This window comes from Nesterenkonia sp. Act20, from assembly GCF_019173455.1.
Lineage (GTDB): Bacteria > Actinomycetota > Actinomycetes > Actinomycetales > Micrococcaceae > Nesterenkonia.
This window is the reverse complement of record NZ_JADPQH010000001.1, coordinates 790,259-815,939: the sequence shown is the minus strand read 5'-3', so window position 1 is coordinate 815,939 and position 25,681 is coordinate 790,259. Positions and strand designations below refer to the sequence as shown.

The following is a 25,681-nucleotide window of genomic DNA, read 5'->3' as shown; positions in this document are numbered from 1 at the left end:
CTGCTGATCTGCCCCAAGTTATAGCGCTCCTGTCTCGATGCCCGCTGAATGGACACTGGGGTTCAGAGGGGAGGAGCGCTGAGGTGGCGTTCGTCCCTCAGGCGAGCCACCACTGGATGACTTGAGGGCCTTCATGCCGGAACCAGACCGCTCGCCCCGGAATCGTTGAGCTGAACACAGGTATCGGGGTCCCGAAGACATCTCCCTGACCCCGACTGGTGGGACTGAGCAAAAAGTTTGCTGGACCTCCCCGTGCACGGTGCGCCCACGGCAACAGACTGAAGACCCTCATGTTGGGGTGCGCCGAAGCGATCACCCTGCCGCCCGACAGGATCCATGCTTCGACCCGTTGATGCAGCACCAGAGAACAGCGATCAGCATCATCGACCAGCAGCAGTGGAAGCCTCTGGGAACCAGCGGATGGAGGCATCGGTTCTTCATCGAGGTCCGCGGGGAAGATGCAGTGCTCCTGGGCTGCGAGGATCCGAAGAGCATTGCTCTTGCCCGTTCCTGCGGCACCAAGGACCAGGCCGACGTGGAAGCTTTGGGGGTCCAGGATGGCAGGTTCGTGGGAGAACCGCGTCAGTCCCAACGACAGGTGCGGTGAAGACCGCGCCGACCTCTTGACCGATGTCGGCAATGCGTGAACACGCAGCATCTGCACCGGGTCGGGGTGCCTGGCCGACTTCGAGGCAGGCTGCGGCACGGGAGCTCTCACTCCCGTGATCATCTGAACGGTTCTTCCAGGTGGCCCCTCTGCGGGTTCCACGAGGACTCCACGTCCGGGCAGGGGGTCAGTGACGCGAAGCTTGGGCCAGAGGTACTGGGTGTCCTCCGGCACGGCGTAGGGCAGATACACCTTTCGAGCAATGCGAGACCCGAGTCTGCCGGTGGCTAATTCGCGGCCACCTGAGATGACTGCGCTGATGGCCGAACCGGGGCACTCAGCGAAAAGCGTGCTCAATCGGTGTTCCAAGCCTGCTCCGCCCGCGAGCTGGCCGGCGGCGTGCCATTGGGCGTAAGCGCTGATGACCAGCACGATCGGCATTCGCTGGGACGCTTCCGCTGCACGTCGTCCGTCGACAGTCTTCTGCAGCTGGTCCAATAGGTACACCGCCTCTTCGACGTGGTCTTCGCTCAGCCAGGCGCCCACTCGAGGGTGCGAGCGAAACTCCGAGAGCGAAAGGTTGCCGTCTAGGAGATAGACATGGACTTGCTGGGGTCGGGCGAGGAGCTGTCGGGTCAGGGCGCTAAGCACCTCTGGTGCCCCCGATTCGGGCTCGCCCACCAGAGCAATCGTTTGGCCTTCCTCCACCGGCAGATGCAATGAGGGCTGTCGCTGATGTGCAGGTTCATCGATCAGACCTAGGAGAATTTCGTCTCCACCGAGACGTCCGAGGACCGTCTCTGGGAGGGGTGGACACAGCGGGGTGTGGGGACGGGCTCGTCGTTGACGGTCGATAGCTGCTTGGAGGGCAGCGGTGACGAGGGAGGTTGGTTCACTCCGAAGGTTTGTGCGTGATGTCTGGGAGGCCTCCGAGCGAATCGACAGTTGAGCTGCACTGTCGTGGAGTTGGACTGATTGGAACGGTGTCGGTGCTTCTCCGGGACGGCGGATCACTCCACGTCCCGGCGATCCTCGAGGGATCATCGCCGCCTCGGGGGTGCCTACGAGCTCTCGTGATTCGTCCTCGCTGCGCAGGCGAAGGCTGATGACCGTGCCGATGTTTGCTCGAATGTCTGCGGTGACGACACCTTGGGGTCGTTGAGTGGAGAGCACGAGGTGCAGGCCCAGAGACCGGCCTAGCGTCGCCAATCGCATCAGCTCATCCATGGCACGGGGCAGCGAGTGGGAGAAGACGCGAAATTCATCGATGACGATCAGAATCCGGGCGAGGGGGCGATCATGGCTGCTGGCTCGGTAGTCCGCGTAGTCCGAGACTCCGGCGTCGAGAAAGAGCCGCTCTCGACGCGTCAGCTCCGACCGTACCGCTTCGAGGGTGCGTTCCGCCTGCGCCTGGGAGAGGTCTGTGACCAGACCGAGGCAATGTCCGAGGTCTGCAATGTGCTGGAAAGTCGATCCACCCTTGAAATCGAAAAGTATGAGATTCAACTCTTCAGGTCCATACCGACTGACCCATCCCAGAAGCATGGACTTCAGCAGCTCCGACTTTCCGGACCCGGTGGTGCCCGCGAGGAGGATGTGGGGCCCGTCCTCAACGATGTCCAGCATCTCCAACTGCTGAGGGCCCATCCCGATCAAGGTTCGCAAGGACTCATGAGCACGGTGAATCATGAGCGGCGCTTCGAGCGCGCGGGTGAAGTATGCAGGCGTCCCTGCGAACGTTCCGGGTGCCCGCGGTCCCTGAAGGCCTACTCGAAGATGCTCGGCGACAGAGCTTCGAGAGAGTCCATCTGATACCAGTTCGGTCGCCATGACGCTTGTCTGTTCAGGGTCGACCCGACGCAGTTCGCTTTTGTGGAGGTCCAGATCCCACCCGGTCATGACTCTGCGTTGTTGCGGTGTCTCGTCTCCGGGGTTCGTAAACGCGGGGGCGATGACATGCCACCCAGCCCTGCCTGCGGTCTCATGAAGGTTCGCGTCCACGGGGACGGGGCTGAGGAGCACCGGCGCCAGTGCGTCCGAAACGGGAGTCGGGGTGGTGCTCAGTTCTCTGCTGAGACCTTGCATAGGCACGGTGCGCACCCACGACCAGTCGCGCAGGTCGCCGGGATCCACCAGGGCCTGTGCACTACCGTGTGTGCGGGCGGAATCGGGATCCGCTACGACGGTCCTAGGTGAGAGGCAACCGAATCGTTGTGCCAACTGGGCGAGCATCCAGCGCATGACCCCGTCCTGCTCGTGAGGCGGGCCGCTCACCGTGGTGACCTCACCCGCAGCAAGGTAAAGAGTCGCGGCCGAGTGGACCATCCCGTGAGCGTGCGTGCGTGACGCGGTCTCCTGGTCTTCGTAGCTCAGTTCGGCCTCCTGGCGTCCTCTTCCAACTGTGACCACTGCGGCTCCTCGACCTTCCACATTTATCGTGGGGTTATCGGGGGCCAGCTGCGCTCGTAGGAGTCTGATGGCCCGCCCCGGAGACGCCAGCACCTCGTCGCGCCGGTGTGCCCAGGTGATCGCCGCGGTTTTCACCGCGCAATGAAATCGGTGTCGAGCGCGTGCTGCGTGAATCGTCATCGCCAACGCCATGAGTACCGATGCGAGGGTGAAGAGCAGGAAGATCCACATGCCCGTGACGAACACGAGCACCAGTCCTACAACGAGCGGTGCCAGTGACATCAAGAGCATGGCGCGATGACGATCCTGGGGTGGGTGCCCGCGGATGGTCTCTGGCGGAATCGGCCACGAAGAAGGTGTGTGTGGTGCAGGATGACCGTGCACCAGCTCGAGCTGTGAAACTCCAATGGTGAACGTTGTGCCCGCTTCGATCACGAAGGGGTGGGTTCCCGGTGTGCGCAGCGTCGCCTTCTGTTCGCCGACCGCCAGAGATGCATGAATGCGCCGGAGCTGGGGGTCGTTGATCCGAATGTCGGCTTTTCCCTCCGTCGAGGTGCCCCTGCCCAACGTATAGAAGCCTCGTCGGAGCCTGATCAACTGTCCAGCGTCGGGGCCTGTATTGACGCAGAGTCGAAGATCCGAAGTCTGTGTTCGGTGATGGTGCCTCCCTCGAGTGTGGGGATGGAGCACCACGGTCATGCCGGGATGGATGGCGGGGGAGTCAGGTCCGTGAGTGTTCAGTCGCACCCCGTCCAAGTGGGTGGCCCAAGTGGGCGCAACGGGTCCGTGTTGGACCGGCCTCCCCTCCAACTCTCGTCGCGTCTGCCCCAGAATCCAGTCCGTCAGCGCCTGATCCAGTTGGACTCCCGAGGGTGTCGTCATTCCCTCAGCGACGACCCTCAATTCGTGGTGGCCGGCACCCCCTGCGACGCTCCACAGGCATTGCCAAACCGGTTCAGGGACAGAACCGGGTGCGTGCACGACGGTGCACGTCAGCGCCTCTTCTCCGGCTATCACCATTCAACTCCTCCTTCGTCTCCGCATCATCGGGGGCGTCTGGACGGGCAGAGCGCCAGCCTCAGATTAGAAGGGGACGATTCTCTCCCCGCCCGGGTCCGAGTAGCTGTGGACAACGAGCCTGGAAGGTGAGAATTGTCCACAGGAATTGAACAATCTCTGGCGGGCCCTCGGATACCTGGTTATCGTGATCTCACCACGCTGGAATCCTAGACAAGGCCGGGCCGGTGGACGCTTTGACGATCGTTGAAGACGAGGTGCGGGAACAGATCCGCCAACGCGGACTTGACCCTGCTGCGGACCCCTATGGTGTTCGGCAGCTCGTGGAAGATGCCGTCACCCAGTACGACCGCCGTTCTATGGTGACTGCGCTGCCCCTCATTGGTTCTGTCGAGAAAGCGGTGAAGCACATTGTCGACGCCGTCGCCGGTTTCGGAGAGCTGCAGCCACTCCTTGACGACACCTCAATAGAGGAGATCTGGATCAACGCCACTATTTGGACATCGCTCCAGGTCAGACGCTCAGCTAGTGCCCTGAGTCCTCAATGAGTCCTCACCAGAGCTGAGGACCGCGTCCATGAGGCCCTGAGCTGCCGCCCGTGTAGTGTCCTCGCTGGTCTCCCAGAGGTGGCTGTAGACGTTCAAGGTCACCGACGCAGACTTGTGGCCGAGAGCGTGCTGCACAGTGACGACATCGCACCCTGCCGCGATCAGCCCGGAGGCGTAGAAGTGGCGCAGACTGTGGAACTTCGTCGCCAGCCCCGCAGCCTCGCGGGTCCGGGTCCAGTGGTAGTCCACCGAGCGCGGCCATGCGGGTCCGCCATCACGTCCCGGCATGAACCAACCGTCGTCCCCATAGAGGCCCACCTGCTCCATGTGCTGAGACAGGATCTCCAGCAGACCCGCTGGTGCCGAGATCGTCCGGAATGACTGGTACTTCGGCGCCCGGATCTCCAGCGGCAGATTAGAGCGGCGCTGCACCTGTCGATTCACCTTGATCGTCCGGCGCAGGAAGTCCACGTCTGAACCCTGGAGCCCGTTCACCTCACCGATCCTCAGACCGGCGAACGCTCCGAGCGCGATCATCGGCTTGAACCATGCGGGGGAGTGCTCCAGGAGCGTCCTGACCTCGTCGGCGGTGGGAATGGTCATCCGCTCAGACTTCGGCGCTAAGCGCGGCGTCCTGACACCAGCAGAGGGGTCTACGGCTAGATGCTGGTCAGCTATCGCGGCACGGAAGATCGTCCCAGCCCAGCCGAGCCGATTCCTGATCGTCTGAGGCGCGAACTTCCTGGTGTCCATCGCCTTCACCCACACCTCGACGTGGGACCGCTTGATCTTGCCCAGCGGCATGTCAGTGAACCCGGCCTGCTTCACCACGAGGTCAAACCCTTCGCGGGTGCCGGTCTCCCAGAGCTGATGCTGACTCCACTGCTCGTAGAAGGCCCGGAACGTCACCTGACCGGCGGCCGGGGAGACATAGCGGCCGGTGTGCAGGTCCGTCTCTACAGACGTCTTGAAGCGCTGCGCGTCCACCTTGCGGGGAAAGTGCTTAGCATTCTGCTTGCCGTCCTCGTCACGCCACCGGACACGCCAGGTGACACCAGACTTGAGGGACCGCCGGTCAATGCTCGCCATCGCCCGACTCCCTGAAACCGAAATGCTCAGACACGTGTCGGTCGACCTCACGCACGAACTCATGGTGACCACCGTCCACAAATTCTTGGATAATCCGACGACTTTCGGACAACTTGTGACGCGTCCTGGGCGGGAGTATGAGCTGATCGCTGCCGATGAACTCATCGAATCGCCTCAGCGCGTCTTGCCCCACGGCCCGTTGATTGACGGCATCGATCTTCAGGTCCGCAACGCTTGCGTAGAGGGTCTCGATTGCATCGGCGGCTGCGAACACGTCGTTGATGGCTGAGACTTCCTCGGTTGGCATCGACATCTGTTCGGTGCTCGTCTGCAAGAGGAATGCCAGGGCTCGAGCTTCACTCAGTCGGACTGGTCGGGTTCCCTTCTCCAACCTCGAAACCGTCATCTGGTTGAAGCCTTCGAATCCCTGCTCTTGCATCAATTCGGCCAAAGCGTCCTGCGAGAGGCCCTGCTCGACGCGCCGCTCACGCAAGTTCTGCGAGAAATAGCGCTCGCCCTCTGTCAGGCGGATATTGCTGCGGCTGGGGGTCATGGCGTTGATTCTTGCACACATACGTTTGAAAGCTCAAACACTGTGGTACGCTGTTTGAGTAAGCAAACACCAGCGTTTGGAGAGCAGATGGAACAGCAGACGTTGCAGAGCGCAGCTGACAACGAAGTCATGACGGGCATCCCCGAGGCGACTTGGAGGTATTGGCGCCACATGGGAACAGGCCCAACCTCAGTGAGGATCGGGCGGCGCGTTTTCTACCGGAGACAAGACGTCATCGATTGGATCGATGCGAAGTTCGAGGCCGAAGCAAAGAAGGTGAGCGCATGAAGATCACCGTCCATTGCATCCGGTGCGGCTTGGAGCTGTGGCACTACGGCGCACCGCAGGATGAGTACTTCTGCGAAACCGTTAGATGCGAAAGCACTGAACAAAAAAACGACCCGGTGCCTGTCGCCAAACAAGAACACCGGGCCGCTCTCAACTCAGACACTCACGAAGGAGCATCTGCTATGAAACATTCTATCCGTTCTGCGACCTATAGCCACGGACTCGCGGACCTCATGACCGAACTGCTCGGAGTAGAGGCAGAGGACATCATCGTTCAGCGCACCCCCCTGGGGCGCGGCACCGTCCATCGACGGCTCACCGGAGAAAGTGACTGGACCGTCAGGGAGATCATTCTCCTGTCGGACCTGATCGGCGTCACCCCGTCACGGTTGGTCAGCGCCATGTCCCAGGTCGCCGTCTACGGCGCAGACCTCGGACAGACCGCTATCAGCCTCGCCCACGCAGCAATGGCAGGTGAGACCCGATGAGCGCCGACCTCACTACCTGGCAGCCCGACTGGTGCGCCACTGATCCCGACATGTGCGGTCCAGAGGCATGCGGGACCGGCGAACCATTCCACTACTCCGATCCCGACACCCTCACAAAGAAGGACGGGGAGTTCGGCACCGTCGAGGACGGCGAAGGCTTCACGGCCACCGCACGACGAATGATGTACGTCAGCTCACTCGACGGCGGACCCGACGAAGCATCTATGGGGATCTCGCTCCGGCTGGACTCGCCCGATGACTCAGAACTCGGCATCTACATGTCCACGTTCCGAGCACGGCAACTCGCTCAGTGGATCACGGCGAAGGCAGACGCTATGGACGCCTGGGCAGCAGAGCACGCCGATGATCTCAGCGCCGCAGGAGATCCCCAGGAGGGCTGATGGATTCCCGATTCCCCACGCACTATCTGAACGACCGGAGAGTACTGCGGGCCAGTCTGCCAGCGTTCCGGCAGTTCGTGCTCGGGACAGCCTGGTCGGTCTCCAACATGACGGACGGATTCATCTCCCACGAGGACTTGCCGCTGGTGCAGTTCTCCTCCACAGAGCACGCTGCGGAGCTGGTGAACCTGGGCCTCTGGAAGCAAGACGATAACGGCTACCTGATAGCTGACTTCCAGAAGTTCCAGACCTCGGCGGCGCAGATGGGGGCGTCCACGGAGAACCGGCTTGAACGTGACCGAACGCGGAAGCAGCGGGATCGACGGCATGAACGTGGAGACCACTCCATGTGCCAGCCGGGGAAGTGTCCTCATGCACCACAGAGGAAGGGGATGTCCACGGACAGTCCACGGACGATTGAAGGCAGAGGTAAGGCAGAGGCAGAGCGCAAGGAAGAGGAAGTGGGGGTTCCTGAATCACAAGGAGAAGTAGACCTCCAGACCGGGGAGATCACCTCGGCCCCGTCATCAGCTCGCATTTCAAATGCGACCCCTGAGGGCGTGTCTACTGAACACCCCCCGGAGTATGTGCGTCCAACGCACACCCCTGGCCCGGATGAGTTGTTCGGAGATCCCCCGGTGGATCGTGCTCCAGATGGCCCCTCCACGTTCGACTTCAACGCCTTCAGGAATCCGGCGATGAGGGAGGGGGCGGCGTGAGTACTGTGACCTGCCTCCGCTGCGGGTACTGGCCCTGTGCCTGTAGCTACATCTCAAACCTTGCTCCTGGTGGACCTTATGAGTCGCTTGCATCTGTCGCCTTGGAGATGGTCACGCGGCCTCGCCCGCATCGAGGTGCTACAGAGACATCTTGTCCTTGTCCTTCCTGCTGGTCCAAGCGCGCCGCAACTTGGGAGGAATCAGCATGAAGTTCTGCCTCAGCTGTGGAGAGCCATCACAGAACAGCTACTGCGACGAGCACCTGCTCGAAGTCCGCAAAGCACAACGACCGAAGAAGACCAGCAGCTCAGCACGCGGCTACGACTCCCGCTGGGCGCGCCTATCCCGCAAGGCCCGCAAGCTCCAGCCCTTCTGCTCAGACTGCGGGTCCACACAGGATCTCCAGCTCGACCACACAGAAGAAACCTGGTGGCGACACTTCAACGGCAAACCAATCGGACTAGAACACACGGGCGGAGTTGTGTGCTCGGCCTGCAATGTTGCTCGCGGTCAAGCAAGACCTGGGGGAGGGGGGTCACCCGAACCCCTTTCAAGACGCGGGCCGGTAGGCCAATCGGCTATTACTCATGCGAATGGTTCGCAGTTAGAGGGGGTGGAACATGAAGGCAGGGCCTAAAGGGCAGGTTGATGACTCTCCGCTCCCGTTCAGGCCGCGTGTGTCTGGTGCTGCTCGGTTTGGGAAGTTCTGCGAGAAGTTCATCATGGTGCCGAAGGGCCACGGGGCGGGCTCTCCGCTGCGGCTGAGGGACTGGCAACTCGATCTGGTGGGCTCGGTCCTGGACGCAGATCCTATGCCGGTACAGGCAGGTTTCATGATGCCGCGTGGCTCCGGGAAGAGCGCGCTCATGTCGGCGTGGGGACTCTATGACCTGCTGCTGGGAGATGTCGGGGCGTCGGTCGTCGTGGTCGCGGTGAATGAGACTCAGGCAAAGATCATCTTCAACGTCGCGGTCCGGATGGTGGAGCTGAATGAGGATCTTTCCTCACGGGTCCAGGTCTACAAAGACCGGCTAGAGGTCCCGTCCCGGGGGTCAAGCTTCCAGGTGCTCCCCGCGTCTCCGAAAGCGCTTGAAGGTTTGGACTTCACACTCGCCCTGGCGGACGAGATCGGCGTGATCTCACAGGATGTCTGGGAAGTCGTCGCACTGGCGCAGGGCAAGCGGGAACGCTCCACGATGGTCGGTATCGGCACCCCTGGACCTGATCCTCACAACTCCGTGCTGACCAATCTCAGGGACTACCACCGGAAGTACCCGGATGATCCGACGCTGGTCTGGCGTGAGTTCTCGGCTGCTGGTTTTGAACATCACCCGGTGGACTGTGACCACTGCTTGAAGCTGGCGAATCCTGCTCTAGGCGACTTCCTGAACATCTCGACCATCAAGGCGCTGCTTCCCCCGAAGACCCGTGAAGCGACCTACCGGCGCGCACGTCTCTGCCAGTTTGTCACGGAGACCACGGGCGCGTTCCTGCCAGAAGGTCGGTGGGAAGAGATGAACACCGGGGAAGAGATCGCGGAGGGGGAGGACGTGGTCCTGGCCCTGGACGGCTCCTTCAACGGCGACGCCACAGGTGTCCTGGTGGCACGTATCGGGATGGAACCTCACTTCGACGTGGTGGGCCTGTGGGAACCCCCTGGTGACGATGACAGCTACCGGGTGCCGGTGGAGGAAGTCGAGGACGCGATCCGGGCGGCGTGCAAGCGGTGGAACGTTCTGGAGGTCACGGCGGACCCGTTCCGGTGGACCAGGACATTGCAGGTGCTGGAGAAGGAAGGTATCCCCATCACGGAGTTTCCCTGGTCGGCTGCACGGATCACCCCGGCGACCACGGACTTCTATAACGCGTGCATCAACGGGCAGATCACGCACACCGGAGATCCACGGCTGGCCGAGCACATCGGCAACGCGGTGGTGAACGAGACCGAGCGGGGAGTCCGGCTGGACAAGTCACGCAAACACACCACCCGTCACATTGACCTCGCGGCGTGCGCGGTGATGGGCCACTCACGGGCGCAGTGGCGGGCAATGACCAAGAAGAAGAAGCGACGAGCTAGGAGTTTCAAGTGAGTACAACACAGCTACAGGCACTGATCCAGGAGATCGACGGGCGCACGGTGAAGCTCGACAAGCTTGACCGCTACTACAACGGGAATCCGCCGCTGGCGTTCCTGACACCGGAGGCCCGTGAAGCGCTGGGCAACAGGTTCGGGCACATCGCATCGAACTTCTGCCGGCTCGCGGTGACCTCTATCGCGGAGCGTCTGCGGATCACCGGCTTCACCCGTGACGGGAAACCGGACCCGGCACTGTGGGGAGACTGGACCGGGAATGATCTCGACCAGATGGCGGGGACTCTGCACCGTGAAGCTCTCACCCTGGGCACCGCTTATGCGATTGTCTGGGCCGACAGCACTGGGGCACCGAGCATCAGCGTGGAGTCTGCTCACCAGATGACCGCGTTGCGAGATCCGGGCACGCGGCGACTGGTGGCAGCGGTGAAGAAGTGGAACACCGCCACGGGGTCTGAGGCGGTCCTGTATGGGCCGGAGAAGATCATCCGGTACGTGTCGGACTCACAGAACGCGACATCGGGGGCGCAGTTCAAGGTCCGTGAATCCATCGACAATCCGCTGGGCGTCGTTCCGGTGGTGGAGTTCCGCAACAGTGACCGGCTGCTCGATGAAGGAGTATCCGAGCTGCGGGATATCGCGCCCTTGCAGGATGCCCTGAACAAACTTCTGGCAGACCTCATGGTTGGTTCGGAGTACTACGCACGGCCTCGCCGATTCGGAACCGGCATCGAGCTGGAAGAGGACGAGGACGGCGAAGAGTCCAACCCTTACCCGGAGTCCAACAGGATGATGATTGCGGAGGCCCCGGACGCGAAGTTCGGGCAGCTCCCGGCGTCGGATCTCAACAGCTATGACACCGCCATTCGGACGATCGTTTCTCAGATCATGGCGGTCTCGTCCCTGCCTGGTCACTACACGGGGATCGTGGCGAATCAGCCGCCGAATGCGGACGGTCTGCGGGCTGCTGAGGCGTCACTGACAGCACGGGTGGAGCAGCGGCAGTACCAGTTCGGGCGGGCCTGGGAGAAGGTCATGGCGCTGGCACACGCTATCCGGACCAACACTGACCCGTCACGGGCGGGGGTCTCGGTGGTCTGGGCGGACCCGGCTACCCGGTCAATGGCTCAGGAAGCCGACGCGGTGGTGAAGCTGTTCACCGCTGGTCTGCTCCCGGCATCGGCGGCGCTGGAACGTCTGGGATACACCGATATCGAGATCACCCGGATCAGGGACTCACGGCGGGCTGAGGCGCTGGACGCCGCTGGGACTGACCTGGAGGCGCTTCTCGCATGAGTATTCACGACACGGTGGCGACGCTGTCACGGGAGACCAGGGCACGCCTGGCGGCGCTGCATGGGCGCTATGAGGACGGGGAGCTGTCCTGGGAGCAGTTCATGGACCTCGGAGCGGCGGAGGCCACACGCAGGTCTCAGGCCGCGTCGTCTCTGGCGGCTCTCGCGGTCGCTGCTGAACTGTCCAGGCTCTCGGGCAGGGTCAGGGCACCTACCGGGGGAGGGGCGGGCTATGACATCGAGACGGCGGCGCGGGCTCAGCTCAATGACCAGACCGCGACGCAGTCCTATCAGCAGGACGGCAACACGGCTATGGGTATCGCCGGGGCAGCGGTGGTCATGGCCGCTTACCAGGACACCACGGCTCGATCTATGCAGGACCAGGGGGTCACGTTCTCCCGGCGGCAGGTGGAGCCGGACGCCTGCGAGATCTGTCAGGACATGGCCGACATGGTTCTACCGACGACCGAAAATCACTATCACCACAAGGGCTGCGCGTGCATCGCAGTTCCCGTTTCAGAGAATGGAGAAGACCAGTGACCGAAGAACAGACTCAGGACGTGCAGACCACGGACGAGGACGAGACCGCGGAGGACGCTCGCGTTTCAAACGCGACCTCAACCGAAGATGACCAGATTTCGGATCAGGGCAAGACGGATGAAGAGATCGACGAAGAGGGGGAGCAGTTTCCCCGGTCCTATGTGGAGAAGCTCCGCGACGAGAACGCGAAGTACAGGCAGAGGGCGCAGCGTGCGGACGAGCTGGCCCACGAGCTGCACAGGAGCCGCGTAGAGGCCACAGGGCGACTCGCGGACCCTACCGACCTGGAGTTCTCCGACGAGCACCTAAACGACGCAGACAAGCTCACAGCGGCCATAGATGAGCTGCTGACCAGGAAGCCTCACCTGGCGGCGCGGAAACCGTCCGGCAACATCGGGCAAGGATCTGTGACCCACGGCACATCTACAGTGGACCTAGCCGGACTACTCCGCGCTGGAGCCAACTAAGGAAGGCGATCATGGAACCGTTTATCTGGAGAGACGCTGAGGTCACCTACCCCGATTGGTCGGGTACTGCACAGCTCGACGAGCGAAAAACCAACACCGAGACCATTGACCAGCGCTTGGGTCTGGGCGAAAACGAACACGTTGTCGGGCTAGATATCGGTGGCGGAGAGCGGCATCAGAGTCTGCATGTCATCGTGGCGCAGTGGGAGGCAATCAAGGCGCTAAAAGATGGTGAGACGGACGAACTGGAAGTCACTGATTATCTGGTCCACGATGTTGATCCCTTCGAGTTTCTAAGGTCTATCACGCACGGATTTGAGCTGCGTATGAGAACCAGGGTTGCCCAAGGAAAAACCATTCGCGTGACTGATATGGGTGATATCCCTCAGCAGGACTAAACGCGTTCTTCCATGCTACAATGAGAGGGTCGGGCCTGGTGTCCGGCCCTCTCAGTAGTCCTGGCGACACGAGGAAACTCACCAACCGTCCGAAACCGGACAGTTGAACCTCTATCGCTAGGACTTTTCTCATGGCACTGAACACCACTGACACCCCGGAACTGCTCCAGGAGCAGGTCTCCTCACTTCTGATCCAGCCGCTCGAAACAGCCTCTATCGTGCTGGCCGCTGGACCACGGATCTTCGACACCGCATCCCCGCTGCGAATCCCGAAGCTTGTCGGCTCCGGCACCCCCGCATGGGTGGGAGAGTCCGAGCAGATCCCGGACGACTACACCGCCGAGTTCGACGAGGTCCGGCTGATGCCAGAAGGCCGCAAGTCGGTCAAGGTGATTACGCGCTACTCGAATGAGCTGGCCCGGCAGTCCGTGGTCGGCCTCGACGCCGTGCTGCGGTCCCGACTGGTCAACGACGTGTCATCCATGATCGATGATGCGTTCCTCAATGGGGACGGCCTCAACGATTCTGTGACCGGCATCTTCAACCAGCCCGGAACCCAGAGTGCGCCGCTGGACCTCGCCAGCGCTGACACGTTCCTCGACGCTCTGGCCGTCACCACGGCTGCTGAGGTCACCCCGAATCGGTGGTTCCTCAACGCTCAGGACTTCATCACGGTGCGGAAGCTCAAGGACCAGAACGGGCGATACCTGCTGGAGTCGGATCTCACCCGTGATGCGACCTACCGGCTGTTCAACATCCCGGTGACCGTGTCCAACAAGGTTCCTGCTGGTAAGGCGGTCCTGGCGGATATCTCGCAGGTCGCGGTCGCCCGTGACACCAACCCGCAGATCAAGATCCTCGATCAGCGTTACGCCGAGTTCGATCAGCAGGCCATCCGGGTCACCGCACGGTTTGACCTCGGACTGCTGCACCCCGAAGGCGTGGTCATCCTCGACAGCACGGCGGTCTGACATGGAGATGACTTCCACACCGACAGGTGGGGATGTCGCGGCGTTCCTCGGCCTCAGTGATGACCCTACGGTTGTCGCTATGGCCGGGGAGCACCTTCCCATCGTCACCGCTATGGCGCGCTCCTACACCCGTGACAACGGCTTCGAGGCAGGATCGGTGTCAGAGGACATCGCTGCAGTCATCACCACCGCTACAGCGCGCCTGGTATCCAACCCTGAACAGCTCAGCTGGGCGGCAGGATCAGCGCGGATCTCAGGGGCGTTCAACGGCTGGTCACTGCCAGAACAGTTCGTGCTCAACCGGTACAGGAAGAGGGCCAAATAGTGTTCTTCCATGACCGCGTGACAGTCACGATCCCTGGTGGCGACACCGGAGAGCGCGACGCGTACAACCAGCCCATCATCGCCCCGCCGTCCACTCAGGTGGTTCCGGCGCAGGTAGACCCCGCAAGCAGCATGGACGGGCCGGACAGCGACACGCAGCAGATCATCAGCCGCTACCGCGTGATGATGAAGCTACCCGCCGACGTTGACCCCGCCGTAATCGAGCAGGTCACCTGGCGGGGGAACACGCTCACTGTGGACGGCAGGATTCAGCCCCAGATGATCCGGGGCAGGATCAGTCACCACGAGTTCGTGTCAGAAAGAGTGACCGGATAGTACCCCTAGGGGGTATACTTAGTAGTGGCGTAGGTGCCGTTGCCGGCTGGACCTCTACCGAGGATGGGCACCCGATTCTAGATCGGCTCCCCACAAGGTAGGGGTCCAGCTCTGTCTAAAGCTTCATGGGAATAGTGCTTCTTTCGCGCACTCGGATCTCGCGGTCCTTCGGGGGATCGACGACGTCACCACCTTCTCGCGTGACATTCCTGAGCTTATATGTGGTTGGCGTCCTGCGCGTGTGCACGTTCTGGCCCTGCAGAGATGCTTCTCTCGTCACTTCCCCGCCCAATTTTTCGAAGCTTTCAAACTCGTAGTAGATGTCGTCAATGGTTACCTTGTATCTGGCTTCAGTCATCGCCCAAGTATGCCAAGGACGGCCGCTCATGGACACATGGAGTCCTCACGAGGCCCATATACCGGGGTAAACGCCCAACAGCGACAAACGTCTAGATCCCTTTAGATAAGCGGAAGTAGACGGCAACCAACACCGTCCAACACTAGACCGGGCGTTCTGGATCAACGGACCCAGCGAGGTCTTCGTCGCCCGTGAAGGTCGATCGGAGCTGACGTCGCTCACGCTGTCGGAATCGCGTATCCGAGACCTCGTCGAACGGATGCTCAAGAGCTCGGGTCGTCGTCTCGATCTGTCCTCCCCGTTCGTCGACGCGGCTCTCCCAGATGGTTCTCGCCTTCACGTGGTCATTCCGGACATCACGAGACGCCACTGGGCTGTCAATGTTCGCAAATTCATCTCGCGCACCGCGACAATCGACGACCTGGTGCAGGGGGGCTCGCTGACCCCAGAGGCGGCGGAGTTCCTCACCGGTTGCGTTGACAGTGGACTCAATATTTTGATCTCTGGTGCCACCCAGGCTGGAAAGACGACGATGTTGAACTGTCTCTCCACTGCCATCGGCCCGCGAGAACGCGTGATCACAGTTGAGGAGATCTTTGAACTGCAGCTGCCGCTGCGTGACGTAGTCGGTCTGCAATGCAGGCAGACCAACCTCGAGGGCGAAGGGGAGATTCCACTCCGGAAGCTCGTCAAAGAGGCTCTGCGAATGCGCCCGGATCGCCTCATTGTGGGAGAGGTTCGGGAAGCCGAAAGCCTCGACATGCTCATTGCACTCAACGCAGGACTTCCTGGAATGGCAACGGTGCACGCCAACAGCGCGCACGATGCATTGACGAAGATCTGCACACTCCCGCTCCTCGCAGGAGAGAACATCTCCAGAAACTTCATTCTTCCAACGGTGGCATCCTGCATCGATCTTGTGGTGCATTGCGTGAGGGAAAGAGACGGCCGCCGCTATGTCGGCCAGATACTGGCGGTTGGGAGTCGTGTCGAATCCGAGACGATCGAGACGTCGATGCTCTTCCAACAACGGGACGGCGTTCTGCAGATCACTGATTCGGCGGTCTTCGACCTTCCCAAACTGAGTCCAGAGATGCATAGCCGGCTGACTAGGGCAGGGGTGCTGGGATGAGTCTCTTGCTGGGGTTTGCCCTGGGTCTCGGGTTTCTGCTCGTCTTCTCGTCCTTCTGGCCCCGCCGACTCCCCACGACGCGTTCTCGGCGTAGACGTCGGAACCCACTGCGCAAGCTTCTTGATGAGGCCGGGCACCCCAGACTCCCTGTGACGGGCGTGGCCACGGCGGTGCTGATCTGCTCCGTCATGGCCTTCTTGATAGTCCTTGTGCTCACGGCGGCCATCCCGATCGCCCTGTGTTTCGCGTTGTTTGCTGCCATGGTGCCCATCTTCGCCCTGCGTTGGCAAGCAGGACGGCGCCGCGCAGTGTTGCGCGAGGTCTGGCCCGATGCAGTAGACCACCTCCGTTCGGCAGTCCGCTCTGGCATGTCCCTCCCGGAAGGGCTCATTCAGCTCGGACATTCAGGCCCGGAGCCTCTCCGGGAGCCTTTTGTGGAGTTCGCGAAGGACTATCGATCGGGACACACCATGGCTACGGCGCTCGACCGACTCAAGCTTCGGCTGGCTGATCCCGTCGGTGACAGGATTGTGGTTGCGCTCCAGATCACCCGCGAGGTTGGGGGGTCAGACCTTGGTCGCCTGCTCGGCACCTTGGCCGACTTTCTTCGTGAAAACGCGCGCACCAGGAGCGAACTCGAAGCGCGTCAGTCTTGGACGGTCAATGCCGCCAAACTCGCAGTCGCCGCCCCTTGGATAGTCGTGCTCCTGATTTCTCTTCAGGCTGAGGCGGCGCAGGCGTATCAGAACGCCACAGGCATGTTGGTCCTGGGTGGGGGACTGATTGTGTCTGTGGGCTGTTACCGCCTGATGCTGCGCATCGGGGCTCTTCCACAAGAGGTGCGTGTCCTGGCATGAATGCGACGAGCCTAGGGTGGGTCCTCACCTGTGGGTTGGCACTCGGGCTCGGCCTGGTCACCGTTGTCAACGCGCTGCCGTTGAACAATCAACCGAGTTTCACCACCCGGGTAGCACCCTACCTGCGCTCCGGGGACTCGCGGTTCGCACTCACGGCCGATGCCACGGACGCCGCCCCCGCACTGGGGACGCTGGGCAGAATCATGTCGCCGGTCTTCCGGCATGCCCTCCGCCAGCTCGATCGTTTCAGTGTCGACACCCATGAGCTTCGCAGACGCCTGGACCAGGCGAATTCCCGCCTCGGGCCGAACGAATACCGGCTCCAGCAGTTGGCACTGGGAATTTTCGGCGGGGTCCTCGGAACGGTGCTGAGCTTGGTGGGCTTCTTGGTCGGCAACTTCAACGGGGCCCTCGCCGTGGTGGCGGTCATCGTACTGTCCATACTCGGTGCCGCACTGAGGGACAACCTGCTGAGCAGCCAGATTCGGCGACGCCAATCCCGCATGCTTGCGGAGTTCCCGACTGTCGCAGAGATGATCGCTCTTTCCGTCAGCGCGGGAGAGAGCGCGGCCGGCGCATTCGAGCGGGTCGGACGTTTGGCTCGGGGTGAGCTGGCCGCCGAACTCACACTCGTCCTTCACCAGACGCAGGCAGGGACCGGTTTCACGCAGGCGTTAAAACACATGTCTACCCGTGTCGGCTCAGCCCCGGTCTCACGGTTTATCGAGGGCCTCATCGTGGCGATGGAGCGTGGCACACCATTGGCCGAAGTGATGCAGGCGCAGGCTCAAGACGTCCGCGAACTCGGCCGCAGGGACCTCATGGAGACGGCAGGTAAGAAGGAGATCGGCATGCTCGTGCCTCTGGTCTTCGGCGTACTGCCGCTGACGGTGCTCTTCGCCATCTATCCGGGGCTCTCGCTGCTCGAGATCGGGATATGACACATGTCCAATAAAACACCGCTGCACAGTTCGGGGCGGCTTATGAGAGGAAAAGAGCTATGGGACTCACCGAAGAGGTCATCAGTGATCAGGTACGAATCCTGAAAATGCTTCATGCAGAGGAACGCGGCGACGTCCCTGGGTGGGTGATGATCACACTGATGAGCGCCGTGCTTGTGGCAGGTCTGCTGGCAATTGCTCAACCTGCGCTGCAGGGCTTGTTCAATGACGCGATCAACCAGGTCTCGCGCTGAGCGGTGCGGTCACGCAACCACTTGGTACCGCGCCGGTGAACGTGGCGCGGCCACTGCCGAGTTTGCGATGGTCTCATCCCTTCTGGTGGTGCTCACCTTTGCGATCATCCAGTTGACGCTGTTGGTGCATGTTCGCAATACGTTGATTGATGCGGCCTCCACGGGAGCGAGATTCGGAGTGCTCGAGGATCGAACCGCTCAGGATGGGGTTGCAAGGACACAGGCTCTGATCCAATCCTCCATCTCCTCCCACTATGCCCAGGGCGTGCACTATCAGTACGAGACGCAAGTCGAGGGGCGGATTCTGACCATCACGGTGCGGGCCCAGGTGCCAGTTCTCGGTCTGATCCCCGGAGTGGGCCAGCTGGAAGTCTCCGGAGGTGCCTATGAGTTTGAGTGAGCGCCTCCGGTGCCGTGTCGGGGCTTTCCACGCGGACACCGGATCCTCGCTTGTCGAGTTCGTCATGTTGGCCGTCCTGGTGCTGATCCCAGTGATCTACTTCATCCTGGGGGTGGCCGGGGTTCAGGCAGCCGCCTATGCCAGCGTCGGAGCGTCGGATCAGGCGGCCAAGATGTACGTCGGTGGCGGCGAGGACCTGGTCCCCGGCGTGCGAGCAGCCCGCAGCCAGGCGGCGGCCACGGCTGCGCTACAAGATTTCGGCATTGCTCCGACTCAGACTCAGATCAGCATGTCCTGTCCGAAAGGAAGCTGCGATGAGGACGGTGACCTTGTGACGTTCACCGTCGTCGTCCGTGTACCTGTGCCGCTGATACCCGATATGGGCAGCTGGCGATCCACACTGGTCACGGTCTCCTCTACGTCCACCCAGGTCCAGGCGGGCTAAGATGAAAATAGTGTCTGTGCCACGTCCTGCCGCGACGGGTTCGTATCGCGACGGTGGGCGGACTTGCCGGCGTCTGCACGCGGAGGAGGAGGGCCAGTCCTCCGTGCTGATTCTGGGTCTCCTGCTGGTGGTTCTTCTGCTCGTCGCGGCGATGGCGGGGGCCACGGCCGTCAATCTTGAAGCGCGCAAGCTCCTTTCAACCGCCGACGGCGCCGCCTCGGCCGCGGCGCAGGCGGCGCAGCAGGGGGTTTCAGGTCCCACGCCGAAGGTCAGCGCCGCTCAGGTGCGCGCCCAGGCCGAGACCTACCTGGCGGCGTCGGGCGCTCACGGTCAGTTCAGTAGTCTCGCGGTCTCCCGCGCATGGGTCAGTGATGGAGGGGAGACCGCGCATGTGGAGCTGGCCGCAGTCGTCGATCTGCCGATGGTCTCGGCGATCCTTCCGGCACAGGTGTCGATCAGCGTGGAGTCCCATGCCCGGGTGAGTCTCAACCGGTGAGACCGCAGTCGACGGTACTGTAGTGCTGTTATGGCAGAGACTGATTTCCCCACCGCAATCCGCGACCTGCGCAATACCTTGCGCCGCATCACGGAGGTCACCGACGTTGAGAAGCTCAAGGCGCAGATCGTCGAGCTCAGCGATATGGCCGTCGCGCCCGATCTCTGGGACGATCAGGCCAACGCGCAGAAGGTCACCTCCCAGCTGAGCCATGCGCAGACCGAGCTGGAGCGTCTGGAGCGCCTCGAGACCCGCATCGACGATGTCGAGATGATGGTCGAGATGGCCAAGGAGGAAGGCGACGACGAGGTCCTCGCCGACGCCACCGCCGAAGTCGAGTCCATCCACAAGGCGCTGGAGTCCCTGGAGATCGTCACCCTGCTCTCAGGCGAGTACGACGAATACGACGCCGTCATGACCATCCGCTCCGGGGCGGGCGGCGTGGATGCCGCAGATTTCGCCGAGATGCTGCTGCGCATGTACACCCGCTGGGCCGAGCGCCGCGGCTGGAACGTGAAGGTCCTCGACACCTCCTACGCCGAAGAGGCCGGGCTGAAGTCCGCCACGATCGAGATCAACGCCCCGTACGCCTTCGGCACGCTCTCCGTGGAAGCCGGGACGCACCGCCTGGTGCGCATCAGCCCCTTCGACAACCAGGGGCGCCGACAGACCTCCTTCGCCGCCGTGGAGATCATCCCGCTGCTCGAGGGCACCGAGAGCATCGACATCGATGAGAATGACCTCAAGATCGACGTCTTCCGCTCCTCCGGGCCCGGTGGACAGTCCGTGAACACCACCGACTCCGCCGTGCGCATCACCCACCTGCCCACCGGCACCGTGGTCTCCATGCAGAACGAGAAGTCCCAGATTCAGAACCGCGCCGCAGCGATGCGGGTGCTGCAGTCCCGGCTTCTGCTGCTGAAGAAGGCCGAGGAATCCGCCGAGAAGAAGGCGCTCGCCGGAGACATCAAAGCCTCCTGGGGCGACCAGATTCGCTCCTATGTGCTGCACCCGTACCAGATGGTCAAGGACCTGCGCACCGAACACGAGGTCGGCAACACCCAGGCCGTGCTCGACGGTGACATCGACGGCTTCATCGACACCGGGATCCGCTGGCGCAACGAGACCGCGGCCGAGGACGACTGACCCATGATCCGCTTCGAACAGGTCACCCGCCGCTACGAGGCAGACGGGCGACCGGCGCTCGATGATGTGACCGTGGAGTTCTACCGAGGAGACTTCGCCTTCCTCATCGGCGCCTCCGGCTCCGGCAAGTCCACACTGCTGCGGATGATCCTGCGCGAGGGACTGCCCCAGCGCGGCAAGGTCACCGTGGCCGGACAGAACCTGGGGCTCATGCTGGACCGTCGCGTCCCAGACTTCCGGCGCAGCATCGGCATGGTCTTCCAGGACTTCCGTCTGCTGCCGGACAAGACCGTGTTCGACAACGTCGCCTTCGCCATGCGGGTGCTCGGCACCAAGCGCAGCGCCATCCGCAAACGGGTCACCAAGGTGCTGGAGAAGGTGGACCTCGCGCACCTGGCCAAGCGCTACCCGCATGAGATCTCCGGCGGTGAGCAGCAGCGCGCCGCCATCGCCCGCGCCATCGTCAACGGACCCGCGATCCTGCTCGCCGACGAGCCCACCGGCAACCTGGACCCGCGGGCCTCCGAAGAGGTCATGAAGGTGCTGCGCTGGATCAACGCCTCCGGCACCACGGTCATCATGGCCACTCACGATCGCGCCATCGTGGACCAGACCCGCAGCCGGGTGGTGCAGCTGCACCGCGGTCGCCTCGTCCGCGACGAGCCCCACGGCTTCTATGACGCCCCTGAAGGCTCTGAGGCTTGGGACGTTCTCGCCCAGGAAGAAGGGGAGTCGGGTCTGCGCGCCCATGATCCCGCGCCGCTGAAGACTGGTGTGGTGCCGATGATCGGTCGCGACCCCGTCGACGGCTCCACGACAGGGGAGCCGTTCTCCCCAGAAGGTGATCAGCCGACCGATCTCTCCCCAGAACGCCCGGCAGAGCAGTCCCCGGACCCTGGTGAGGATCCCGCGGTCCTCGCTTTCGAGAACGACCCGGTGCTGCAGGAGACCACACCTCAGGACTACGCCGAGGACCTTGAGGGCATGGAGCTCACGCCCGAGGAGTTCGACGCGCAGCTGGCAGACCTGCATGATTTCCCCACTGCCGAGCACCCGGCGTATGAGGACGCTGAGCATCCGGCAGAGGAGGACGACGACGCGCACCTCGCCGACCCGGAAGACGCCGAGGACATCGAAACCGAGGACACTGTCGGAGACGATGAGCATGGCGGCGACTACGAAGAGATCAGCGAGGAGCACGATCACCACTCGGTGGAGCACACCGTCAGTGACGGTGCGTTCATCAGCCAAGACGAGCCCGAGGACGATGAGTCAGACGTCTACGCGGACGATGACTCAGACGTCCATGACGACACCGATTTTGAAGGCGCCGAGCACGCCGAGGAAACCGGCCTTCGCGTGACCTGGCCGGAGCACCTGCGTCAGGAGACCCTGGGACATGACGTCCCGGAACTCCACGGGGACTTCAACGGCACCGAGCTGCCCGACATGGAACAGGACGGCTATGCCGAGGAGGACTTCCACATCGAGGAGCCGCTCCCGGAGGACGATGTGACCGAGGAACCGGTCCTTGCGGAGCCCGTTCTCGCGGAGCCCGTTGCCGAGGAGCCGCCAACCGGTGAGATCGCGCCCATCCCGGCCCCGCGGCGACGGCTCCCACCGATGTATCCCACGCTTCCCCCGCCTGCCCAGCGACCTGAGGAGCAGCACCCGGCGCCCCGCTCAGCAGCGCAGCCCGGCGTGGCGTCTCACTCGACCGGGCACCCGGAGCAGGACGCCGCCAACCGCTCGCGGCTCTCCTGGCTCGCCCATGTCGAAGAAGACGCTGCAGAGCCCGCGCCCCCCGCGCAGGAGGCTGCGGTGCCACGCCCGCTGCCACGCCCCAAGTCCTCCGCCGCCCAGTCCACCTACACCGACGCGCGTCGCACGGCGGAACATCTCGGAATCTCCCGGTCACGCCGGTCGATCCTGCGCCGCCTGAGGAGGGACGTATGAACCGGCTGCTCTACATGCTCGGTGAGACCTTCAGCTCGCTGCGGCGCAACGTCGCGATGGTCGCTTCGGTCATCCTGGTCACCTTCATCTCGCTGACCTTCGTCGGCTCAGCGGCGCTGATGCAGACCCAGGTCAATGAGATGACCGATGACTTCTACGATCGGCTCGAGCTCTCCGTCTTCCTCTGCACCGAGAACTCGCCGCAGACCGCATGCCCCACCGGTGCAGTCAGCGCGGACCAGCGGGACTCCCTCGAGCACACGCTCACCGACGGCGCGGCAAGCCAGTATGTCGCCAGCTACCGCCACGAGACGCAGCAGCAGGCCCTGGATGAACTCCTTGAGAGCAGGGGAGAGGACTCCCGCACCGCCTCGCTCACCGCAGCCGATATGCCGGAGTCCTACCGGATCCTGCTCAATGACCCCGAGGAGTTCCCTGTGGTCACGGAGCTGTTCAGCTCGGCGCCCGGCGTCGAGACCGTTGCGGATCAGCAGGAGGTCCTCGATCAGATCTTCGGCATCCTCAACGGACTGACACTGGTGGCGCTGATCATCGCCGGGGTCATGATCGTGTGCGCGCTGCTGCTGGTGGCCACCACGATCCGACTCTCCGCGTTCAGCAGGCGTCGCGAGACCGGCATCATGCGTCTGGTCGGAGCCTCAAAGTCGATGATCCGCATGCCGTTCGTCTTCGAGGGAGTGATCGCAGCGCTGGTCGGCGGCCTGCTGGCCTGCGCCGCCACCTGGGTGGTGGCCGAGTTCGTGTTGGGCCGATGGATGGCCCAGCAGGTGCCCAGCATCCAGTTCATCGATGCGGCCCAGTCCTGGATCATCATGCCCGGGCTGCTGTTGATCGCGGTGGCCCTCGCGGTGATCGCCTCCTGGGTGACGGTGCGCCGATACCTGCGTGTATGATCGAAGGTCGGCTCTTCTGGCCACTGCAGAAGACCGCCGAGATCAGCGAGCAGTCGGGGAGGTGACACGGTGGCTAAGAAGAAGGGGCCCAAGCGGGACCCGAACAACAGCGTCGTGGCCACGAATCGGCGTGCCCGCCACGATTACGAGATCCTTGACCGCTATGAGGCGGGAATGGTGCTCACCGGCACCGAGGTGAAGTCCCTGCGCGAAGGCCAGGCCAACCTGACGGACGGGTTCGGCGGCTTCGCCAGTGGTCTGGAGCTCTGGCTCGAGCAGGTGACGATTCCGGAGTACCTCAACGGGACGTGGACCAATCACGCAGCGCGACGTAAGCGCAAGCTTCTGCTGCACCAGAAGGAGCTCGTCAAGATCTCGCGGCAGATCGAGGACCCTGGCCTCACGATCGTCCCGCTGCAGCTGTATTTCAAGGACGGCAAGGCGAAGGTCGAGATCGGCATCGCCCGCGGCAAGCGCGAGTTCGACAAGCGACAGACCCTTCGCGAGAAACAGGACAACCGCGAGGCCCAGCGCGCAATGCGCTACCGGAACCTGCGGTCGCCCTGATGCTGAGTCGAGCTCGGCCGGCGCTCTAGCCGCCCAATATTCCGGCGATATAACCCACGAAGATCAGCAGGACCACGACAGCGATCGCGATGATCGCCGTGGTCAGCACTGCCTTGGACTTCGGAGGCGATGTTGGAGCCGACTGGTGCGGCGATGCTGTGGCGGAGTTTGAATCCGGCGGGGTGTCACCGGGCTGAACCCCTCCGCCCTCCTCCAGACCAGGCGTCTCCTCAGGGCTGGGATCCAGTCCCGGGTTCGGCCCATCCTGGTCCCGCGCCGGCTCGTCGTGATTCTGCTCGAGTCTGCCGCCGCGCTGGTGCGGTGGAGTCTCGAGGGACTCACCCTCGACGGAAGCAGCGGTCTCGTGCTCCCCGGCGGGGCGCACATCCTCGGATCGGTTCTGTTCGGTGGTCATCTGACACCTCTTCTGTATGGACGGTCTGATCTGAGCCTAGTCAGGCCAACCGTGGGTCGTGTCCCTGCGAGCTGGACGTGAGCTGGTCAACCGTCGAACTTCTCGCTGAGTTCGCGCTTGGTGGTGGCCATGATCGATTCATCCGCTGGGCTCATCCGCTCGCTGGCCATATCGGCCTGGTGCCAGAAGGGGTATGCCAGCGCTGGCCGGCCGGCGTCGTCAATGGCCTGGCGATCCGCCTCGCTCAGGTCCAGCTCGAGGCTGCCGAGCAGATCATTGAACTGGTCCAGGCTGCGTGCGCCCACCGCCAGGTTGGTCACTCCCGGCCGCTCCAGGAGCCAGGCCAGGACTACCTGGGGGATCGTGGCCTTGCTGCGCTTGGCGACCTCGTCGAGGACATCGACGACGCTGTAGAGCTTCTCCCAGTCCGCCACGCGCATCTCCGAGCCGTCCCCATCGACCATGCGGGAGCCCGACTCTGGCTGGGAGTCTCGCCGATACTTGCCGGTGAGCAGACCCATTCCCATGGGGCTCCACACCTGGGTGCCGATGCCCTGGTCGATGCCGGCGGGGATCATCTCGTACTCGGCTTCGCGGGAGTAGGGCGAGTAGTGGATCTGCTGGACCACGGGCTTGATGAAGCCGTGGGTCTCGCAGACCTTGAGGGCTTTCATGAGCTGCCAGCCCGTGTAGTTGGAGACCCCGTAGTAGCGGATCTTTCCGGAGCGGACCAGGCCGTCCATGGTCTGCAGCGTCTCCTCCAGGGGAGTCTCACCGTCCCAGTGGTGCAGGTAGAACAGGTCGATGTGATCCCGCTGGAGCCGCTGCAGGGACTTGTCCACCTCATCCAGCAGATGCCAGCGGGAGGCGCCGCCGGCGTTGGGCCCGTCCCCGACCACCATGCGCGCCTTGGTGGTCACGAGGAACTCGTCATAGCGGCTGCTGCGCGCCAGAGCTTCCCCGAGGACCTCTTCGGCCACGCCGAGGGAGTACAGATTCGCCGTGTCCATCAGGTTGATCCCGGCGTCCAAGGCGCGGTCCAGCAGCACGGTGGCGTCATCGGGTCCGAGGTTGCCCATATGCCCCATGCCGTTGGCGCCGCCGAAGGGAAGCGTGCCCAGTGCCAGCGGAGAGACCCGGAGTCCGCAGGTCGCGGAGAGGGGGCGGTAGAAAGGGGTGCTCATAGGGAATCCTTCGCATAGAGGAGAGTCGTACCTGCCGGATAATACTCCGACTGCGCGAGGTGGTGACCGTGAAT

At 62.9% G+C, this 25,681-nt stretch carries 29 protein-coding genes and 1 pseudogene; 24 read left to right on the top strand and 6 right to left on the bottom strand.

The genetic code is table 11. The annotated features are described in order from the left end of the window. Positions 1-97: 97 nt before the first annotated feature. A complete protein-coding gene (locus tag IY716_RS03720) occupies positions 98-3,298 on the bottom strand; it encodes an FtsK/SpoIIIE domain-containing protein (protein WP_218220247.1) in 3,201 nt (1,066 codons plus the stop codon). 962 nt (positions 3,299-4,260) lie between these two features. On the opposite strand from IY716_RS03720, the gene IY716_RS03715 reads away from it, so the two are divergent. Then, positions 4,261-4,581, top strand: a complete 321-nt coding sequence (locus IY716_RS03715) for a hypothetical protein (RefSeq protein WP_218220246.1) — start codon at positions 4,261-4,263, stop codon at positions 4,579-4,581. Here the strand turns inward: IY716_RS03715 and IY716_RS03710 are convergent. After that, on the bottom strand, positions 4,555-5,670 hold the full coding sequence (locus tag IY716_RS03710; RefSeq protein WP_218220245.1) for a site-specific integrase: 1,116 nt from the start codon (positions 5,668-5,670) through the stop codon (positions 4,555-4,557). The two genes, IY716_RS03715 and IY716_RS03710, sit on opposite strands and share 27 nt — an antisense overlap. After that, positions 5,657-6,223 carry a helix-turn-helix transcriptional regulator gene (locus IY716_RS03705; RefSeq protein WP_218220244.1) on the bottom strand — a complete coding sequence of 189 codons (567 nt, stop codon included), beginning with the start codon at positions 6,221-6,223 and terminating at the stop codon, positions 5,657-5,659. The genes IY716_RS03710 and IY716_RS03705 overlap by 14 nt, the downstream gene beginning before the upstream one ends. A gap of 87 nt (positions 6,224-6,310) precedes the next feature. Between IY716_RS03705 and IY716_RS03700 the strand changes: the two genes are divergently transcribed. The 12 genes from IY716_RS03700 (at position 6,311) to IY716_RS03645 (ending at position 14,542) form a co-directional block, all read left to right on the top strand. After that, positions 6,311-6,511, top strand: a complete 201-nt coding sequence (locus IY716_RS03700) for an AlpA family transcriptional regulator (RefSeq protein WP_218220243.1) — start codon at positions 6,311-6,313, stop codon at positions 6,509-6,511. A gap of 182 nt (positions 6,512-6,693) precedes the next feature. Beyond that, on the top strand, positions 6,694-6,999 hold the full coding sequence (locus IY716_RS03695; RefSeq protein WP_218220242.1) for a hypothetical protein: 306 nt from the start codon (positions 6,694-6,696) through the stop codon (positions 6,997-6,999). Continuing rightward, the gene (locus IY716_RS03690) at positions 6,996-7,400 is read left to right on the top strand and encodes a hypothetical protein (RefSeq protein ID WP_218220241.1); all 405 of its coding nucleotides are present in this window, start codon (positions 6,996-6,998) and stop codon (positions 7,398-7,400) included. Before IY716_RS03695 ends, IY716_RS03690 begins: the two co-directional genes overlap by 4 nt. Then, positions 7,400-8,119 (top strand): hypothetical protein, encoded by a 720-nt coding sequence (locus IY716_RS03685; protein WP_218220240.1) that lies wholly within the window; start codon positions 7,400-7,402, stop codon positions 8,117-8,119. The genes IY716_RS03690 and IY716_RS03685 overlap by 1 nt, the downstream gene beginning before the upstream one ends. 722 nt (positions 8,120-8,841) lie before the next feature. Beyond that, positions 8,842-10,209: a terminase large subunit domain-containing protein gene (locus IY716_RS03680; protein WP_218220239.1), complete on the top strand. Its 1,368-nt coding sequence runs from the start codon at positions 8,842-8,844 to the stop codon at positions 10,207-10,209. Continuing rightward, on the top strand, positions 10,206-11,507 hold the full coding sequence (locus tag IY716_RS03675) for a phage portal protein (protein ID WP_218220238.1): 1,302 nt from the start codon (positions 10,206-10,208) through the stop codon (positions 11,505-11,507). The genes IY716_RS03680 and IY716_RS03675 overlap by 4 nt, the downstream gene beginning before the upstream one ends. Continuing rightward, positions 11,504-12,046 (top strand): hypothetical protein, encoded by a 543-nt coding sequence (locus IY716_RS03670; RefSeq protein ID WP_218220237.1) that lies wholly within the window; start codon positions 11,504-11,506, stop codon positions 12,044-12,046. Before IY716_RS03675 ends, IY716_RS03670 begins: the two co-directional genes overlap by 4 nt. Before the next feature lie 20 nt (positions 12,047-12,066). Beyond that, positions 12,067-12,513 (top strand): hypothetical protein, encoded by a 447-nt coding sequence (locus tag IY716_RS03665; RefSeq protein WP_218220236.1) that lies wholly within the window; start codon positions 12,067-12,069, stop codon positions 12,511-12,513. Positions 12,514-12,524: 11 nt separating this feature from the next. Beyond that, entirely contained in the window at positions 12,525-12,911 is a 387-nt protein-coding gene (locus tag IY716_RS03660; protein WP_218220235.1) for a hypothetical protein, read from the top strand. Positions 12,912-13,042: 131 nt separating this feature from the next. Then, positions 13,043-13,882, top strand: a complete 840-nt coding sequence (locus IY716_RS03655) for a phage major capsid protein (protein ID WP_218220234.1) — start codon at positions 13,043-13,045, stop codon at positions 13,880-13,882. A gap of 7 nt (positions 13,883-13,889) precedes the next feature. Further along, the gene (locus tag IY716_RS03650) at positions 13,890-14,207 is read left to right on the top strand and encodes a hypothetical protein (RefSeq protein WP_218220233.1); all 318 of its coding nucleotides are present in this window, start codon (positions 13,890-13,892) and stop codon (positions 14,205-14,207) included. A 17-nt stretch (positions 14,208-14,224) separates the two neighbouring features. Continuing rightward, complete coding sequence (locus tag IY716_RS03645; RefSeq protein WP_218220232.1) at positions 14,225-14,542, top strand: hypothetical protein; 318 nt, start codon at positions 14,225-14,227, stop codon at positions 14,540-14,542. A gap of 115 nt (positions 14,543-14,657) precedes the next feature. Here the strand turns inward: IY716_RS03645 and IY716_RS03640 are convergent, their stop codons facing one another. Next, positions 14,658-14,900 carry a hypothetical protein gene (locus IY716_RS03640; protein ID WP_218220231.1) on the bottom strand — a complete coding sequence of 81 codons (243 nt, stop codon included), beginning with the start codon at positions 14,898-14,900 and terminating at the stop codon, positions 14,658-14,660. A gap of 157 nt (positions 14,901-15,057) precedes the next feature. On the opposite strand from IY716_RS03640, the pseudogene IY716_RS03635 reads away from it, so the two are divergent. The 11 genes and pseudogenes from IY716_RS03635 to smpB all read left to right on the top strand — a co-directional run. Further along, a pseudogene (locus IY716_RS03635) lies at positions 15,058-16,032 on the top strand (CpaF family protein); the annotation flags it as partial. Beyond that, positions 16,029-16,889: a type II secretion system F family protein gene (locus IY716_RS03630; RefSeq protein ID WP_218220230.1), complete on the top strand. Its 861-nt coding sequence runs from the start codon at positions 16,029-16,031 to the stop codon at positions 16,887-16,889. The pseudogene IY716_RS03635 and the gene IY716_RS03630, both read left to right, overlap by 4 nt. Continuing rightward, positions 16,886-17,830: a type II secretion system F family protein gene (locus IY716_RS03625; RefSeq protein ID WP_218220229.1), complete on the top strand. Its 945-nt coding sequence runs from the start codon at positions 16,886-16,888 to the stop codon at positions 17,828-17,830. Before IY716_RS03630 ends, IY716_RS03625 begins: the two co-directional genes overlap by 4 nt. Positions 17,831-17,889: 59 nt before the next feature. Continuing rightward, positions 17,890-18,084, top strand: a complete 195-nt coding sequence (locus IY716_RS03620) for a hypothetical protein (RefSeq protein ID WP_218221512.1) — start codon at positions 17,890-17,892, stop codon at positions 18,082-18,084. Then, positions 18,056-18,484, top strand: a complete 429-nt coding sequence (locus tag IY716_RS03615) for a TadE family protein (protein ID WP_218220228.1) — start codon at positions 18,056-18,058, stop codon at positions 18,482-18,484. Before IY716_RS03620 ends, IY716_RS03615 begins: the two co-directional genes overlap by 29 nt. Beyond that, the gene (locus tag IY716_RS03610) at positions 18,477-18,929 is read left to right on the top strand and encodes a hypothetical protein (protein ID WP_218220227.1); all 453 of its coding nucleotides are present in this window, start codon (positions 18,477-18,479) and stop codon (positions 18,927-18,929) included. The genes IY716_RS03615 and IY716_RS03610 overlap by 8 nt, the downstream gene beginning before the upstream one ends. Positions 18,930-18,945: 16 nt before the next feature. Continuing rightward, positions 18,946-19,425, top strand: a complete 480-nt coding sequence (locus tag IY716_RS03605) for a hypothetical protein (RefSeq protein WP_218220226.1) — start codon at positions 18,946-18,948, stop codon at positions 19,423-19,425. A 30-nt stretch (positions 19,426-19,455) separates the two neighbouring features. Next, positions 19,456-20,571: a peptide chain release factor 2 gene (gene prfB, locus IY716_RS03600; protein WP_218220225.1), complete on the top strand. Its 1,116-nt coding sequence runs from the start codon at positions 19,456-19,458 to the stop codon at positions 20,569-20,571. 3 nt (positions 20,572-20,574) lie between these two features. After that, entirely contained in the window at positions 20,575-22,527 is a 1,953-nt protein-coding gene (ftsE, locus tag IY716_RS03595; RefSeq protein ID WP_218220224.1) for a cell division ATP-binding protein FtsE, read from the top strand. Next, positions 22,524-23,441, top strand: a complete 918-nt coding sequence (gene ftsX, locus IY716_RS03590; RefSeq protein WP_218220223.1) for a permease-like cell division protein FtsX — start codon at positions 22,524-22,526, stop codon at positions 23,439-23,441. The genes ftsE and ftsX overlap by 4 nt, the downstream gene beginning before the upstream one ends. A 69-nt stretch (positions 23,442-23,510) precedes the next feature. Then, the gene (smpB, locus tag IY716_RS03585) at positions 23,511-24,008 is read left to right on the top strand and encodes an SsrA-binding protein SmpB (RefSeq protein WP_218220222.1); all 498 of its coding nucleotides are present in this window, start codon (positions 23,511-23,513) and stop codon (positions 24,006-24,008) included. A gap of 25 nt (positions 24,009-24,033) precedes the next feature. Here smpB and IY716_RS13690 read toward each other — a convergent pair whose 3' ends face one another. Then, entirely contained in the window at positions 24,034-24,423 is a 390-nt protein-coding gene (locus IY716_RS13690) for a DUF6480 family protein (RefSeq protein ID WP_255316414.1), read from the bottom strand. 86 nt (positions 24,424-24,509) lie between these two features. Next, entirely contained in the window at positions 24,510-25,607 is a 1,098-nt protein-coding gene (locus IY716_RS03575) for an aldo/keto reductase (RefSeq protein ID WP_218220221.1), read from the bottom strand. Positions 25,608-25,681: the final 74 nt, after the last annotated feature.